The organism is Acidilobus aceticus, assembly GCF_055392325.1.
Window position 1 is genome coordinate 1,273,837 of sequence record NZ_AP042407.1, and the last position, 15,411, is coordinate 1,289,247.

Below are 15,411 nucleotides of genomic sequence, written 5' to 3' on the forward strand. Positions count from 1 at the left end.
AAGCGGTGCGGTCCACCTGGACTAGGAAAGGAAGCACGGCATGGAGGTCAGGCTGCTGGACTCCAAGGCCAGGTACATAGAGGTGCTGCCCAGAAGCGAGGAGGACCTGTGGACGTTAGCTATGACCTTAAGGCAGGGGGACCTTATCAGGACTGTCGTCACCCGTGACGTGAGCGGAAGGGACGCAAAGAGCAAGGAGAGGAGGCCCATCGAGGTCCTGTTAAGGGTTGAGAACGTTGAATTTCAGCCGTTCACTGGGGCCCTGAGGATCTTTGGCGTCATTGAGGAGGGCCCAGACAGGTTCGGCGTCAAGGGCAAGCACCAGTCGGCCTACATAGGGCTCAACCAGTGGGTAACCCTCATAAGGGACGGGGGGTGGAGCCAGAGGATTATAGAGAAGCTGAGGGCGAGCGGGCCCAGGGGCAAGGCAATTATACTCGCTGTTGACTACGAGAGCTACGCGCTGGCGGTCCTGACGCCTGTGGGCCTAAGGGTGCTTTACGAGAACCCCCTCTCCCTGGGCTCCAAGGATGACCCGAGGAGGGAGGCTAACCTTGAGGAGGCTATAGATAGAATTGCCAACGAGCTTGTCGAGCAGGCCTCCAAGGAGAGCGCAAACGTAGTCGTGGTCGCAGGCCCAACTGCTGTGAAGGACGAGGTGGCGTCAAAGGTAAGGCTCCTGGCCCGCGGCCTGAGAGTCGTAGAGGACACCGTCTCCTCTGGGGGCATAGAGGGGGTCTATGAAGTTATGAGAAGGCAGAGCGTGCTGGAGGCGCTTAACGAGATGAATAGCGTTAGGGCTGAGAGCATACTTGACGAGTTCATGAAGCTCGTCTCCACAAGCCCCGACCTGGTGGCCTACACGCTCCCTGAGGTAAAGCTGGCAGCGGAGCTGGGGGCCGTGAGGTCCCTAGTTATAATTGACTCCCTTCTCTACTCCATCGATGATAGTGAAAGGGAGACGGCCCAGAATATAATTGAGAGCGTGGAGTCCAGGGGAGGAGAGGTCGTAGTGATAACCAGGGAGTCCCCGGCATCAGACACCGTGGCCTCCATGGGGGGCGTGATAGCCATCCTGAGGTACAAGGTGCCCAGGGAGCTCAGGGAGGCTCAGAGACCGCCCTGATGATATCCCCTGCCCTCTCCTTCCTGACAACTATAACGTCGCCGACCACCGACACCTTATCTATGTCCCCGCTCAGCTCATCGCCCCTGGAGTTCAGCGTGGCGGCGCCGCACTCCCTGGCTATGCCAAGGGCCGCAGCCACGTCAACGTTCCTCAGCTTATCCCTGAGGTCAATGAAGGCAAGCCCTCTGCCAAGGCCTACCATGGCTATCTCTAGGGCTGAGCTGCCGAGGCTCCGGACCTTGAGCTTAGGCATATAATTGAAAAGCCTGGATATCCTGTAAGCCTCCTCAGGCCTCTCAACGTAGACAAAAACTATCTCGCTCTCAGAGGTCGCCGGCGAAACCCTCTCGCTGCCCTCAAAGCATCCCTCTCCCCTGCCAAAGGATATGGTCTTGCCGAACCCTATGGGGGCCACCGCGCCGGCCACTGCATCGGACAGGGACCTGGAGCCTGGCGGTATAACAGCTATGGAAACCGAGCACCACGGTATGCAGTTCTCATAGTTGAGGCTCCCGTCCAGGGGGTCCACTATGAAGGTGTAGTCCCCGCTGCCCATGACTCCGCTTTCCTCGCTCACCATCCTGAAGCTTAGGCCCTGAGCCTTGAGGTCCTCGAATATGGCCCTCTCGGACTCAAGGTCAGCCCTTATGGTTTCCCCCTTGACCTTCTTTGTTGACTCCGTGCACCACTCCTCCCTCAGCATCCTGGCGGCCCCCTCAGCTATCTTGACCACCAGTGACCTGAGGTCCTCTACCTCCTTGCTCATCTCTCATCCCCTGCACCTGTTCCAATCAGCGATTTAAAGTGGAAGCACTGGCCGTCGGGCTCAGAGGACCAGGGCCAGCGACAACGCGACGACTGCGAGGGGCACAGAAATTATGTATATGTGCTCTATAGCGCCCAGCGTAACCATAAGCGAGGCCACAAGCGGGGCGAGCACCTCTCCAGCACCTGAGGAGAGAGCTATCACGTAGCTAGCCTTGATCTCGCTGTCGGGGGACGACTCGAACGACTCATAGAGTGAGACAGGGTAAATGAGCGCGTGAGGCACGCCGAAGAGTATAATGCCTGCGGTTACAAGCATTGTGGCGTTAGTTGACAGCAGGGCAGTTGATACTGTGAGGGCCGTCAACGCTGTGATCTCCGCGGCCCTCACGTTCTTGAGTCTAATTGAGGCAAGCCTTATGGCTGCCGATATTATAAACATGGCCGTCAGGAGCCCAAAGGCCTGTCCAGTGCTCATGCCCAGCACTTTAATTGCGTAGAGGGACCAGTAGGATAAGACCAGCGGAAATATTGTAGAGTACAGGAAGTTCACGTAAAAGGCCTTAGCGAACCTCCGCGTGGTGAAGAACCTCTTGACGTCGCTAAGCCCAGGCAACTTTATGTGTACGTTGGCGTGGGACGGCACAGGCGTTAAGAGCACGTGGGCCGCTGAGGCGACGGCCACCGCCCCAGCAGCGATGAAGACTATCCAGAGCTTTGAGGGCGGCATCAGCGAGGAGACCAGCGTGGCGGTGATGAGTCCAAGGGAGAGTCCCAGGGAGTAGCTGCCCAGCCCCTCCATGGGTCTTTCCCTTGGCGAAAGCCTGTGCAATGACGGTGCCAGCGCGGAGCCTGCCATCCCAGACCCAAAGCCAGCAACTATAATGCTTAGGACAGCGAGCTTTGGGCTCACGGCTAAGGTTATGAGCCCCAGCGCCATGAGCGGAAGCCCTACAAGGCTACTTGCCTTGGCCCTTTTAGCCAGGGTCGCCGCGAGCGAGCCAATGGCTATTGATGCCCACATCAAGATTACCATGTAGGAGATGAGCGGGGTCTTAACGCCTGTGATCGCGAGAAAGGCCACGGCGGTGGCCTGAAGGGACGCAGTGGCGAACCTTATGGAGGCGGCGGAAAGCACGAAGCCTACTGACTCCCTCCTCAAGAGCCCCTCAGCCTTCTAAAGCCTGCCTATACACCTTAAGGAGGCTTTCCCCTATAACTTCAGGGTCGTGGTCCCTCCTGACGACTTCCTGTGCCCTTAAAGAGAGGCTCTCCCTGAGGCCCTGGTCGCTAACGAGCTTCTCCAGGGAGTCAGCAAGCATATCGTAGTCGTCCCTTTCTATTATAAGACCTGCCTCCCCGACGAGCTCAGGAAGGGCGCCTACGTTGGTCACTATTGGGACGGCCCCATAGGCCATAGCCTCAAGCACAGTCAAGTTATATGCCTCAGCCCTGCTTGGGGCAAGCACGACGTCGGTCGTGGGCATAATGACATCATGTAAGGTGTCATCGTCGACCTTATCAAAGGCCCTGACCCCTTTAAGCCCTACCTTAGCGAGCCTTGACGCATTGGGGCCGACAACTATTAGCCTCACGTTGTTAAAGTGCCTGTGAACCCTTACAAACGCCTTAAGCGACACGTCGAGCCCCTTTCTAATGGGATCCCTGGCTATTATCAGTATGTTAACGGCATCGTGGGGCCTTCTGCTCTTGACGGAAACTGGGGGAGGGATGACGTGAACTTTCGAGCTTGGCACTCCGTCCCTCACGAAGCCCTCGTGGGCCCACTTGGACCAGGTTATCACGGCCCTACAGTTGTCGTCAACAAGCCTGTCCACGAGGGCCCCTGTAATGATGTTCTTGGCGACATCTGGCACGTTAACGTACTCATCAAGGTACTGTCCAGGGCTCTCGTCACTCTCGTGAATCCACGGCACCGAAGTGCGAGTTAGGTCTATGAAGAAGCTGTGGACCAGGTCAAAGCCCTCCCCGAGCGGCGTCCTGAGGACCCTTGAGGCCTGTCTGACGAGCGACCTGAGCAGCTCCAGGGGCGAGAGCTCGCTGTAGTTGGCTGGGGCCTCATACATCTTTGAGCGCTGCAGGGCAAAGTACCTCACGTGCGGGGGCGGGTTGAGGAGCCTCAGCAGCGGCCCTCTCCTTAACTTCCCAATTCTCCTGTCATACTCGGAGAGCAGCAGCACCTTAAGCTCGTCCAACGGGGTCACCCAAAGCCCGCCAGCTTGAGTATCTCGTTTACAGCCAGAGGCCTCTCGACTTCCCTGGGCAGGCTGAAGCCCTGCCTGTCGTAGATGTACGAGTCCTTCCACCTGGCATACGGGTAGATAAGCTCCTTCATGGACTCAGCCCTGGACCTGTACTTTATGACATCCTCGAAGATCTCCCTTATGACGTCCTTCATGTCCTTCTCCCTGTGGAACCCAAGCGAGGGGAGTATCCTGTGCTCTACGTCATAGAAGTGTTCTTCCTTTTCAACTCTCGGGTCCTCGACCCTCTCATAGTCAACGTCTATGCCGTACTCCCTGGCGACCTCAGCGACCATCTGGGCCAGGGTCAGCGTATCATAGATCATGTCAAGCTGGTTGACAGTCCTGTACTCGCCCTCCTTGGGCGGGTTCTCGAGGAGCAGAGTCATCGCGTTGATACTGTCGTACAGCGACAGGAAGCCTCTGGTCTGCCTTCCCTTGCCGTAGATCAGGAGCTTCTTCAGGAGGACTGCCTGGACCACGTACTTGTTTATCACCGTGCCCCAGGTGGAGTCAAAGTCAAGCCTGGTCTGAAGCTCCTCGGCTATTGTGGTTTCGTGCGTCCTTGTTCCGAAGACAACGCCCTGCATTATGTCGGTTACCCTGAGGCCGTAGATCTCGTTTGCGAGGAGCAGGTTGTATGTGTCGAAGATCTTGCTGAGGTGGTAAAAGCTCTGGCCCATCCTTGGGAACATGAACTTGTCCTTACGGCCCCCATACTCTATCTCTATGTCACCTTCCGTTATAGTGATGTTAGGGGTCCCGTACTCCCCCATGGAGCCCATCTTAAGCAGGTGGGCGTTGGGCGCGTGCCTTGCCAAGGAGAAGATTATGTTGAGGTTTCCAACAACGTTGTTCACCTCTGTGTAGACAGCATGCCTCTGGTCTATCATGCTGAACGGGGCAGACCTCTGGTGAGCCAGGTGAACCACCGCTGAAGGCTTATACTTAGCTATGACTTCATCGACTCTCTGAGGGTCCCTCACGTCGCCTGGCTCAAATACGAGGTTGTCCCTTCCTGTGTATTCCTTAAAAGCCTTGAGCCTCTCGGCCATGGCGGCTATGGGGATTAAGCTGTCCGAGTTCACAGATTTTACGAGCAGCCTAGTTGACATGTTATCAAATATGACTACATCGTCGCTGGTTCTCATCGCAAGGTGCATCGCAAGGGGCCATCCAATGTAGCCGTCGCCGCCGAAAACTATTATTGGTCCCTTGAGCTGTGGCATTGCCTTTCATCATTGCTAGGAATGTCATTCCCTCCAAATAAGCAGTTTGTACTCGGAGTACAGTGCGCTCCTTTCTGAGGCAGTTCACTTCATTTTAAAGTGAGAGCCCGAAGCCCCTGAGGAAGTAGTCCATTCTGCGGAGCTCGCGGTAGAAGTTCATGCCCTTCTCCGTCAGCACGAGGTAGTTACCATCGTTGCCTCTCTCCTCTATTATAAATCCCTTCTCCTCGAGCTCCGAGAGGTACATAATGAACCTGTCATAGGGAAGGTTAGCGCTTGAGAGCACGTGCGAGAACCTCGCCCTGCCGTTTTCGTCTGCTATGCTTTTCAGCACGTCGTAGTAGATTTTCAGCCTGCTCCTCGGCGGCGACCTGCTCAATACCTGCTCCACCTCAGCAGGAAGAGCGCCAGCAGCGCGAACGAGACGAACTGAACGAGCTCGCCGTAGATGTAGAAGTAGGGGTCCCTGACGGCCGAGGAGTACAGCATTATTACGTGTGACGCCAGCAGGAAGCCGAAGGAGAGCAGGATAAGCCTTGAGACCTTGCTTCCCCCTCTGCTCTCGAGCAGGAGGCCCTCAAAGACGACTATTGAGAGGAGGGTTATTGACATAACCTGAGACGAGTCGAACACGAGGTGACCTAAAAGGAAGTACTCCCTCAGCTGCCTCGGCTCAATTACCAGTGCCCCCAGGGCCCCCCAGTAGGCGGCCTTGGTGTAACCTATTGCAAACACCAGGTAGGCCACGTTCTGCAGGAGCAGGTAGGAGACTCCAGCGAGGTAGGTCAGCCTGGCGTCCTCATATATGTTGCCTATGCCTAGCCCTAGTGACATGCTGAGCCACCCCTGTATTATAAGGCCGATGCCGAGGAGCAGGAACCCAAAGCTTATGTAGTTCAGGGGAGACGCCCTTACCGTCCTCTGGTACATGAACGCTATGTAGCTCGTGATCAGCGCCACTACCCCGCTCAGCAGGCTCAGCATGCCGCCCAGCGTTATGAAGTCCCTGAGTAACATCAGCTGGCCTCCTGCCATGATTTGGCTGCGGGGGCAAGTTTAAAAGTATAAAAATAAACCTGAGAGGGCCGCCCAAGGTTAGGACTGGCCGAGCACCTTAGCCTTTGAGAGCCTCCTCATTATTTCAAGGAAGTCCTCCTGAGACCTAAGGTAGGCCTCGTCGAGGGGCAGGCCCTGCATAAGGAACCTGTGAGAGACCAGCGCAAGCATGACGTCCCCCGCCCCGGTCCTGTCCTCGAGCAGCTCGTTGCCCTGAGGCGACGGCACGGCGGTGACCTTGCCACCAACGTAGATCAGCGCCCCGCCAGGCCCCACGGTATAGAGCACGTTGGGGAACTTCCTCGCAAGGGACTCGGCGACGGACTCGCCAGCGTCGTCATTGGAGAGGTGAACCAGGGAAACGTGCTCAGGGCTCAGCCTCTCCCACCACCCGTCGCCCAAGCTCCTTGAGAAGCCCTGCACGTCAACGCTTACCCTCCTGCCCCTGAGCGCGCTGGAGCCTAGTAGCTCCGGGGGCACCTCGGAGTACACGGGGGATATGATTACAAGGTCAGGGTCGCACTCCTTAAGGGCGGAGTAAAGGTCGTCAGCCGTGAGCGGACCAGAGACGCTCTCTATTGTTGACCTCCTGGCCGGCGACCCAGGGTCATAGTAGTGGGCGAAAACGTAACCCTCGCCGCGGCCCTCGCAGCAGATCCTCCTTATGCCAAGGGACGACTCCAGCTTCAGGGTGGGGCTGACCAGGCGGCCGTACGTTCCCAGCGCGCACACCTCATATCCAAGGCTCCTGAGGGCGAAGCCAGCGTAAAGTGCTGGCCCGCCGGCCTGAAGCCTGACCACGCCGTTAGGAAGCCTCACCCTGTCGAGCGTTGGGGAGGCTACTATAATCGCCCTCAAGAAGGTCCACCACCCGCCGAGCATATCTCCCTTATTCCGGTAAACTTGGTTGGGTCCCCAAGGACCACGAGGCCGTCACCCTCCTTGAGCTTAAAGTCCATGGAGAAGTATGGAGTGAAGACGCCGTTACGCTCCACTAGGACAGGTATGACCCCCTTCGGCAGCTCCCTTAAGGCCATGCCATCGCACTTGGAGCCCTTCTCAACCTTGAAGAAGCCGATGCCGTAGCCCGCCTGGCGAAGCGCCTTGCTGCTGCCCTCTGTAGACTCCAGCAGCACTCCTCCAAGGTTGCTCGACAGAGCCATGCCCGCCAAGGCCCTCCCTATGAACCTCCTGAGCCTAACTACCTGCGTCGCCCCTGAGTCTAGGAACACGTCAGTTAGATCCTCGTTGTGTATCATTACCACCGTCCTGACCTTCGGGTTAAGCCTCCTCACCCTGATGAGGGCCGTGAGCGAGTCGGAGTCGCTCTCAAGGGCTATTATTACAACTGCCGCTGACTCTACCCCGGCCGCCCTCAGCTCCCTTTCGCTTGTCGGGTTCCCTATTATAACCCTGTGGTTCTGAAGGCTAGCAGCCAGGGACTCGTTGCTCGTAACCATGATGTACTCAATCCCCATCCTGTCCAGCTCTGCCGCCACCTCAGGCACGTCGCCAAGCACCACCACGTGGTCCTTCACGTGCGAAGCCCTCCACCTGGCCCTGGCGTCAGTCCACACAGTCCTCTTAGTTATGGTTGAGACTATATTCATTACTATGGTTGTGTAGGTGGCCACCGATGCTAAGACTAGGGCCGTCAGGAACAGCTTTTCGGAGTCCGGCATGGCGTTTATCGACGGGGTGTAGAGGCCTATGGTGGTCACCAGGCCCACGGACGCGTATATTGCAGACACCAGGTCAATGTGCTGGAAGTACATGAAGACGTAGGCGGTTATAGCTATTATAACGGCAAGGGCTGCCATCTGCGGCATAAGCCTTGAGAGAACGGAATAAGGAGCTGAGAGGACCTCAAGCACCTCCAGCAGCAGCCTGCTGCGAGTCCTTACCATTAAGCCCTTGGGCCTAGATGGGGCGGCGGCCTTAATAGCCTTGTGCAGGCTCAGTAAACGGTTGGATCCTTCCTGAGGGCCGACTCCCAGAAGGATATCTCGAACCTGACGCTGTTGACAAAGGCCCTCTGCATCTCCGGCGTCACGCTATACTGGTCAAGCACCTCAAGCACGGCCCTCACGCGCGAGTTATAGTCGTCAGAGGCGTAGAACTCCCCCCAGGTCCTGTAAAGGGGATCGCTGGAGTGCATAACATAGCTGCCGACCTCGCTGTAGCCCCACATGCAGGGGGCCCACGCCGCCAGGAACTCCGGCCAGCCTAGCGACGCGTAGTAGTTAAGGTGTCTCGTGTAGGCGTAGCTGGTCAGGTTCATGCCTGTGGAGCTCACCTCGACCTCGCCTATGTTGAGCTCGCTGAAGAGCCTTGAGTGCACCTCGGCCCCGCGCTCAGGGTTTGCAAAGACCGCCAGGAGGACCTTAACCGCCTCTGGCAGGGGCGCCTGGGAGGCCGCCCTTATGACGGCCCTCTGCATCTCTTCCACGTACTTAGAGTCCTGTATCAGGTAGTACCTGAACGCGTCCCTCGGCAAAGTCCCGTCACGGAGCATCTCAACAAACCGACTCCTCACGTACTGGTTCCACAGGTCCCCAGCCGACTGCCTGAGGACCTCAGAGGCCCTAGCCAAGTTAGGTCCCGCTTACTACTGTTGGTGGTAAAATAAAAGCTAGCTTAGGGGCCTTCAGCAATCATGGGGGGCCTGACAAGCACGGCTGAGGCCCTCCGGGCAAAGAACATCGTGGCGCCGAAGATAACGGCGACTATGGGCACTATGCTCAGTATAGTGGTCTGATACCCGGCGGCCGTCACTATGGCTCCAAGCGCGGCCGGCAGCCCGGAGCCTATTATCATCATTATTGAGAAGAAGTAGCTGTTGGCGGCGTTAAGGCTCCTTGGCTCGAAAGTCCTTGATATAGAGATCACGCTGAGCGTGTAGGTGAGCCCGTGTGGAATTCCAAGTAGCAGCAGTGCAGCCATGTACACCAGCAGTGTGGGCGAGGCCCAGGCTGCTATGAGGCCCAGGAGCGTGAGGCTTGACGAGAGTATCATTAGCCTCACCACGTTATATGGGGGCCTTATGGCCAGCACGAGCCTCCCCAAGAATGACGTTGTGTAGAATAATGAGTATAACAGGAGCGCTATGGAGTCGCTCACGTGAAACCTGTACTCGGCGTAGAGGCCAGCAAAGCTTGTTATGAAGGCGAAGGGCACCGAGTACGTTAGATTATTGAGGGAGGCCGCTATGAACCCGTTGTTGGCAAGTATCGAGGTCACGCTGGGCCTGGTTGAACCCTTGGAGGGGTGCCCCTCCTCAGGGAACCTGACCAGGGGGGCCATGACGGCGACGAGGGCGGCTATAGGCTCAAAGAAGATGAAGGAGGCCTTAAGCCCAACATATTTAACTATAACGGAGTCTATGGCAGGGCCCACGAGTAGAGACGTGCTGAGGGCGAGCGTGTATATGGTCAGAAGCCTCTCCCTTGCCTTGAGGTCCCTAACGCTTCCAGCGGAGGTCATTATGTTAGGCATTATAGGGCCCAGCGCCATGCCGGCAGCCACGGCGAGCACCCAGACGGTCAGAGGACTTGAGAAGGCGTAGAGCGGGAAGAGCGCTGCGTAGGCTATAGCCGCTGCCACGAAGAACCTTCTTCTGGACACCGCAGGAAGCCTGGCGTTTATGAAGGTGCTCGAGACGAAGGTGGACCCCATGAAGGCCGTAGCTATGAGCCCTACGGCGAGGCCGTTAAAGTTGAAAAGCCTCTTGACAAGGAGGGGCAGCGTGGTGGCTATCATATTATTTGAGGCCCTGGCGCCGAACGTCACCAGTATCACTATGGCCGCTATCACCGCGAACGAGTCTCCACTGCCTTTGGCTGCCTTCATTTAGTTTCACCTTTATCTGTCAGCGCGAGACTTTACGTATTACGGCTAGTCACCCATAAATTTTTATCTATAGACCTCAGGTCCCTGACTATGAAGTCCTCGAGCACTTTGCCCTTCTCATCAAACCTGACGCCCTCGGATAGCAGGAGCAGCCTCTTTACTTCAGGACCTCCAAAGGCGTAGCCGCCGAGGCTCCTGTCGGACATTATCACCCTGTGGCATGGCACCTCAATGGGCCTTGGGTTTCTCTTTAGCGCTCTGGCCACCGCCCTGGGGGAAACGCCCAGCAGCTCAGCTATGGCTTTGTAAGTGGTCACCTTACCTCTTGGTATTGCCTTGACGACCTCGTAGACCCTTTCATCCAGGCTGTTCACAGCTGGCCCTAAGTAATTATTTAAGAACTACTTATAAAGGCGTAACTATTAGAAGAAGGCTGAGGAGAGCAGGTTGAGCGAAGACAACATTAAGGCCGCCCAGCTGCTTGGCGCGGCCCTGGGCGCCTTCGTGTCCTCGCTGCTCACCGCCCTTCCAGCGTCGCTGGAGGAGATTGCAAGGCAGGGCGGCCAGAGCGAGGGACCGTCGAGCCAGATAGCGAGGTGGGCCGTTTCCACCTCTCAGGAGATATCAAGGGTGTTAGACTCAAAGCTGCCCCCTCAGGAGGTTGGCAAGTTGGTTGAGGAGCTGGTGGTGTCCTTCAGGGGGCTTGCCAGCGTTGCCATAGAGCTCTCAAAGACCCTGGGCGACCCGCAGGTGGCCGAGGTCATAAGGAGGACCTCGGAGGGCTTTAAGAAGAGCCTTAACCTCATATCGTCATCTTATTACGACCCCATGGCAATGGTAAGGGCCATGTCAGACCCTGACGTGGCCTACGCGCTGGGCGTCATACTTGCTATACTTAAGGCCTTTGGTGTGGCCCTCAGGGTATCCGCGGACAAGGCCGTGGGAGGCTCAAAAATCTAGTCTTAGGTCAACAAAAACCTTGGGGCTTAGAAGGCTAGCGTTAGGCCCTTTTTAACTGAGAAGCTTTCGGCTTCAGTAAGAGCCGTTAGGCCCCTCGTAGTGAATTATCTGCGTCGGACAGCTCTTGGCTGCCGCGTCAACGCAGTCCTGGAATTCGTCCGGCACCTCGCCGTGGTTTATGTCGTTGGGGTCGGCCCTCCACTTGGCTATTATCTGGCTCTTGCCGTCCACGTCACTCATCTCAAAGACGTCTCCGCACAGGCTCACGCAGACCATGTCAGCTATGCAGTTGTCCCTGGGGTCTATCCTGACCTTTATGGTCATTTTTGGTCCCACCTCTCAGTAGTTTTTAGAAAGAAAAAAGCAAGAATATGTACCTAAAAATTAAAAACTAAATGATAACAAAAATATATACAGACCTATTTATTGTTCATAAGATCAAAGTATCAGTTTTGGCGTGTTCAAGGCCTTCTGGTACCTGGCCTCGACGTCGTCCCAGTTTATCAGGTCCCACCAGCTGTCAACGTACTTGGCCCTGTCGTTCCTGTAGTCTATGTAGTAGGCGTGCTCGAACACGTCAACCGCCAGCAGTGGTATCAGGTTTGTGGTGACGACGTTGTTGTGCTTCTCAACCTGCAGTATCCTCAGGTCGCCTGTGACCGGGTCATATGCAAGTATGGCCCATCCCACGCCCTCAACGTTCTTGGCCGCGTCGCCGAAGAGCTTCTTAAACTTGTCAAAGGAGCCGAAGAACTTGTTTATTGCGTCCCCAATGGCGCCTCCAGGGGTTCCTCCACCCTTGCCCTTGGGAGCCATGTTAAGCCAGTAGAGCGTGTGAAGTATGTGTCCTCCGTAGTTGAACTCGAAGTCCCTGCTCACGGCCCTCACGTCTATGTCAGTCAGCTGGCCGTTGAGGTACTTCTCAAGCTTGTCAAGAGCGGCGTTGGCGCCGTTGACGTAGCCCAGGTGGTGCTTGTCGTGGTGATACCTTAGTGTTTCAGCGCTTATTATTGGCTCGAGAGCATCATAATTATACGGAAGAGGCGGGAGCTCGTACCTCTTGAGGGAGACCACTCTTCTCGCCCAGGAGCTCAGGGCGCTGCTGGAATATAAACTGATGTATGATTATTCACTTAGAAAATCTTTTTAAGAGTAGTTCAGGCATGTAGGATGGCGTGTTCCTGTCCACGCGCCTTATACTGATCCCATAGACGTCGCTCAGGAGCTCTTCACTTAAGGCCTCCCTGGGCGGGCCAAACGACACCAGCCTGCCGGACTTCAGCACGGCAACGTTGTCCGCCACGGCGGTATACTCTATGTCGTGCGTGGCCACCACTACTGAGACCCCGTCCCCTGTGAGCTCCTGCAGCAGTTCAATGACCTTGGTCCTGTTGGTGACGTCTAGGAACGCGGTGGGCTCGTCAAGTATGAGCAGCCTTGGGTCACGGGACAGGGCCGCGGCCAGGAGCAGGAGCCTCTGCTCGCCGCTGCTCATCGATATGACAGGCCTGTTGGCGAGTCCTCCCAGGCCAAACCTGCCCAGGACCTCCAGGAACCTCTCCCTCCAGAGGCCGTCAGGGGGGCGGTAGTTCATGGCAAGGGCCACGTCGAGGCCCCTGGCCATGGGGTCCAGGGAGGGCTGCGCGGGCACATACGATATGTACCTGCGGTACTCCTCGGGCCTAACCCCGTCAAGCTCAACGGACCCCCTGAACTTTATGAGCCCGGCCAGGGCCCTCAGCAGCGTCGTCTTGCCAGCCCCGTTGGGACCTATTATCATGAGCAGGCCTGAGCCGTGCGTGAAGCTTATGTCCTTCAGTATGTGGACGCCGTTTACCTCATAGCTGAGGTTTTTTACAGCCACGCTTACCATGAGCCCTCGCTCCTCGACTTTAACAGTATGTAGACCAGGAGGGGGGCCCCAAAGACGCTAGTGACGGCGGTGAGCGGCGCCTCCGAGGGATATATTACAAGCCTCGCAGCTATGTCGCTGAGCACCGTGAGGGTAGCGCCTATAGTGGCTGCCGCTGGAAGCACTGTGGTGAAGTTGCTCCCATACATGCGCCTTGCAAGCCACGGCGACACGAGGCCTATGAAGCCCACTGGGCCTGACATGGCTACGACTGCCGACGTCGCGGAGGAGGCCAGCAGGAATGACAGGGCCCTCACTAGGCTGACGTTGACGCCCAGGCTCCTGGCGACCTCGTCGCCAAGCATGAACGTGTTGACTTTCCTTGCCAGGAGGAGGAGCCCTGCCAGGGACGCCGCCGCCACGGCCGCGGACTTCTCAAGTATATTAGCCGTCACGAAGGCCACGCTGCCGAACATCCAGTAAAGGGCCCCAGGCAGCCTCGGGCCGAGGTCTATCATGAGGAACATCGTCAGGCCGCTCAACAGGTAGGAGGCGGCGACGCCAGTTATTAAGAAGGTGGACGCGCCGCCGCCAGCAAGTGAGGAGACCACGGTAACCAGGGCGAGCGTAAGGAGCCCCCCAGCCATCGCCGCGGCGTACAGCTCAAGGAAGCCCACGCGGCCCAGGTATATCATGAGCGTGACCCCCAGCAGGGCCCCCGAGGCCACGCCTGCCAGGTAAGGGTCGACGAGGGGGTTGCGGAGCGTGTACTGCAGGGATGCCCCGGCTGAGGCCAGGGACACGCCTAGGACTATGGCTGCGGCCGTCCTGGTCAGCCTGTATACTATAATATAAAAGTAGGTGCTAGGTATGTCATGGCCTACCATCAGGTCCACCAGCTGGGGCAGGCCGACCCTGGAGTAGGGGCCTATGGACACCGACGCCAGCGAGGCCAGCGCCAGCAGTATCGGGGGCGCCAGCCACCTAAGCTGGCCCGCCCTCAAGGTTCACACCTGGCACGCCCAAGGTTGACGGCGAGATCACGCTTGGCAGGCTGCTTATGTTGAAGGCCTGCGGGTGGAGTATCTCAGCTATGAGCAGGGCCCCGTACGGCGCGAGCACGGAGGGTTCGCTCAGGACGCTCTCGTACCAGCCCTCAACCAGGTAAACCCTACCTGAGGCTATGGCGCTGATGTTCTTGTAGGCCGGCCCTATGGAAGAGTTGAGCCACTGTATAAGGTAGGACTCATTGAAGAGACCCCCGTTGCTCATCAATATTATCACCTGCGGGTTCACCTCAAGGAGCTCCTCGGCGGTCACCACTGGCCACCCGCTGCTGTTGGCAAAGGCGTTGACCCCGCCGCCAAGCGTTATAAGGTTGTCCTGGAAGGTGCCGCCGCCGGCCACGTAGGTTGGGTTCACCCAGAGTATTATTGCCACCCTGACCTCCGGGAGGCCATGAAGCCTCGACTCCAGGGAGTCAACTATGGCGGAGTCGTTCTCTACAATGCTTACAGCATCCTTTACGTGGCCTGTGGCCTCGCCTACCATAATTATGGACTTATACACGTCGCTCAGGGAGCTCGACGAGGGCAGCAGGAGCACGGGTATGCCGTACTGGCTGAGCACCGAGGCTATGTAGTTGTTGTAGCCCCACCCCGCGGTCCCAATGACTAGGTCAGGCCTCAGCGCAAGTATGGCCTCAACGCTCGGGGAGCTCCAGGTGCTGCCGATGCTGGCCACGGAGCCGTTCTGGTAGAGCTTATTTATTGTGTAGTTGAAGGGCGGCGGAAGGTACACGAGGCTGTCATTGTCAACTCCGACCAGCTGGCCGGCGGCACCTACGGCAAGCGCTATCTCGGTGGAGGCCGGGTCAAGGGTCACTACTCTGTGGGGCATGGAGGGCACGTAGACGGTCTGGTTGAGCGCGTCAACTATGGCAACGGGGAACCCTATGCTCGCCTCAAGGCCTGAGACCTCGCCCCTTATCTTGGCTACCTGGGAGCTGACGCTCGTGTTAAGCTGCGACAGCAGCTCCCCAAGGTACTCACTCTCGTTGGCTAGCCTGCTCGACACCTCACTCATTACGGTGCTGTTTATATTTGACACCGAGGAGCTGATGTCGCTGAGCTTCCTGTTAATCACCTGGACCTGGTACATGGAGTAAGCAGTTAGCCCCACGAGAACCACCATAATTATCAGCGTTGCCGCCAGGAGGACCGTCGACGCGGACCCCTTAGCACCTCCTAGGCTCATATGAGATCCCTGGATACCGTATCCAGGCATCTAATTAAAAGCTTTCGTCCC

The 15,411-nt window shown here is 57.2% G+C and carries 18 protein-coding genes; 2 read left to right on the forward strand and 16 right to left on the reverse strand.

All coding sequences use genetic code 11. The annotated features are described in order from the left end of the window. Positions 1–40 precede the first annotated feature (40 nt). The gene (locus tag ACZ5OO_RS06700; RefSeq protein WP_013266403.1) at positions 41–1,126 is read left to right on the forward strand and encodes a pelota family protein; all 1,086 of its coding nucleotides are present in this window, start codon (positions 41–43) and stop codon (positions 1,124–1,126) included. Here ACZ5OO_RS06700 and ACZ5OO_RS06705 read toward each other — a convergent pair. From ACZ5OO_RS06705 to ACZ5OO_RS06755, 11 genes are all read right to left on the reverse strand, one after another. Next, complete coding sequence (locus tag ACZ5OO_RS06705; RefSeq protein WP_013266404.1) at positions 1,101–1,895, reverse strand: inositol monophosphatase family protein; 795 nt, start codon at positions 1,893–1,895, stop codon at positions 1,101–1,103. The genes ACZ5OO_RS06700 and ACZ5OO_RS06705 overlap by 26 nt on opposite strands. A gap of 60 nt (positions 1,896–1,955) precedes the next feature. After that, entirely contained in the window at positions 1,956–3,056 is a 1,101-nt protein-coding gene (locus tag ACZ5OO_RS06710; protein ID WP_464078075.1) for an MFS transporter, read from the reverse strand. Between the two features lie 7 nt (positions 3,057–3,063). Continuing rightward, complete coding sequence (locus ACZ5OO_RS06715) at positions 3,064–4,110, reverse strand: glycosyltransferase family 4 protein (RefSeq protein ID WP_048812745.1); 1,047 nt, start codon at positions 4,108–4,110, stop codon at positions 3,064–3,066. Positions 4,111–4,115: 5 nt separating this feature from the next. After that, positions 4,116–5,387, reverse strand: a complete 1,272-nt coding sequence (locus tag ACZ5OO_RS06720) for an NAD-dependent epimerase/dehydratase family protein (protein ID WP_464078076.1) — start codon at positions 5,385–5,387, stop codon at positions 4,116–4,118. A gap of 94 nt (positions 5,388–5,481) precedes the next feature. Then, positions 5,482–5,766 (reverse strand): winged helix-turn-helix domain-containing protein, encoded by a 285-nt coding sequence (locus ACZ5OO_RS06725; protein ID WP_048812746.1) that lies wholly within the window; start codon positions 5,764–5,766, stop codon positions 5,482–5,484. After that, positions 5,763–6,422, reverse strand: a complete 660-nt coding sequence (locus ACZ5OO_RS06730) for a hypothetical protein (protein WP_013266409.1) — start codon at positions 6,420–6,422, stop codon at positions 5,763–5,765. Before ACZ5OO_RS06730 ends, ACZ5OO_RS06725 begins: the two co-directional genes overlap by 4 nt. Before the next feature lie 60 nt (positions 6,423–6,482). Beyond that, positions 6,483–7,301 (reverse strand): carbohydrate kinase family protein, encoded by an 819-nt coding sequence (locus ACZ5OO_RS06735; RefSeq protein WP_013266410.1) that lies wholly within the window; start codon positions 7,299–7,301, stop codon positions 6,483–6,485. Continuing rightward, positions 7,298–8,350, reverse strand: coding sequence for a potassium channel family protein (locus ACZ5OO_RS06740; protein WP_013266411.1), 1,053 nt, complete (start codon positions 8,348–8,350; stop codon positions 7,298–7,300). Before ACZ5OO_RS06740 ends, ACZ5OO_RS06735 begins: the two co-directional genes overlap by 4 nt. 50 nt (positions 8,351–8,400) lie before the next feature. Then, positions 8,401–9,036: a thiaminase II/PqqC family protein gene (locus ACZ5OO_RS06745; RefSeq protein ID WP_013266412.1), complete on the reverse strand. Its 636-nt coding sequence runs from the start codon at positions 9,034–9,036 to the stop codon at positions 8,401–8,403. Between the two features lie 44 nt (positions 9,037–9,080). Continuing rightward, a complete protein-coding gene (locus ACZ5OO_RS06750; RefSeq protein WP_013266413.1) occupies positions 9,081–10,292 on the reverse strand; it encodes an MFS transporter in 1,212 nt (403 codons plus the stop codon). 32 nt (positions 10,293–10,324) lie between these two features. Continuing rightward, positions 10,325–10,666, reverse strand: a complete 342-nt coding sequence (locus ACZ5OO_RS06755; RefSeq protein WP_013266414.1) for an MGMT family protein — start codon at positions 10,664–10,666, stop codon at positions 10,325–10,327. Between the two features lie 73 nt (positions 10,667–10,739). Between ACZ5OO_RS06755 and ACZ5OO_RS06760 the strand changes: the two genes are divergently transcribed. Then, positions 10,740–11,252, forward strand: a complete 513-nt coding sequence (locus tag ACZ5OO_RS06760) for a DUF1641 domain-containing protein (protein ID WP_464078077.1) — start codon at positions 10,740–10,742, stop codon at positions 11,250–11,252. Between the two features lie 72 nt (positions 11,253–11,324). Here the strand turns inward: ACZ5OO_RS06760 and ACZ5OO_RS06765 are convergent, their stop codons facing one another. From ACZ5OO_RS06765 to ACZ5OO_RS06785, 5 genes are all read right to left on the reverse strand, one after another. Then, positions 11,325–11,576 (reverse strand): ferredoxin, encoded by a 252-nt coding sequence (locus ACZ5OO_RS06765; RefSeq protein ID WP_013266416.1) that lies wholly within the window; start codon positions 11,574–11,576, stop codon positions 11,325–11,327. A 114-nt stretch (positions 11,577–11,690) separates the two neighbouring features. Continuing rightward, positions 11,691–12,326, reverse strand: coding sequence for a superoxide dismutase (locus tag ACZ5OO_RS06770; RefSeq protein WP_013266417.1), 636 nt, complete (start codon positions 12,324–12,326; stop codon positions 11,691–11,693). Between the two features lie 55 nt (positions 12,327–12,381). After that, complete coding sequence (locus ACZ5OO_RS06775; protein WP_464078078.1) at positions 12,382–13,125, reverse strand: ABC transporter ATP-binding protein; 744 nt, start codon at positions 13,123–13,125, stop codon at positions 12,382–12,384. Then, complete coding sequence (locus tag ACZ5OO_RS06780; RefSeq protein WP_013266419.1) at positions 13,119–14,108, reverse strand: FecCD family ABC transporter permease; 990 nt, start codon at positions 14,106–14,108, stop codon at positions 13,119–13,121. Before ACZ5OO_RS06780 ends, ACZ5OO_RS06775 begins: the two co-directional genes overlap by 7 nt. Next, positions 14,089–15,360 carry an ABC transporter substrate-binding protein gene (locus ACZ5OO_RS06785; protein ID WP_013266420.1) on the reverse strand — a complete coding sequence of 424 codons (1,272 nt, stop codon included), beginning with the start codon at positions 15,358–15,360 and terminating at the stop codon, positions 14,089–14,091. The genes ACZ5OO_RS06780 and ACZ5OO_RS06785 overlap by 20 nt, the downstream gene beginning before the upstream one ends. Positions 15,361–15,411: the final 51 nt, after the last annotated feature.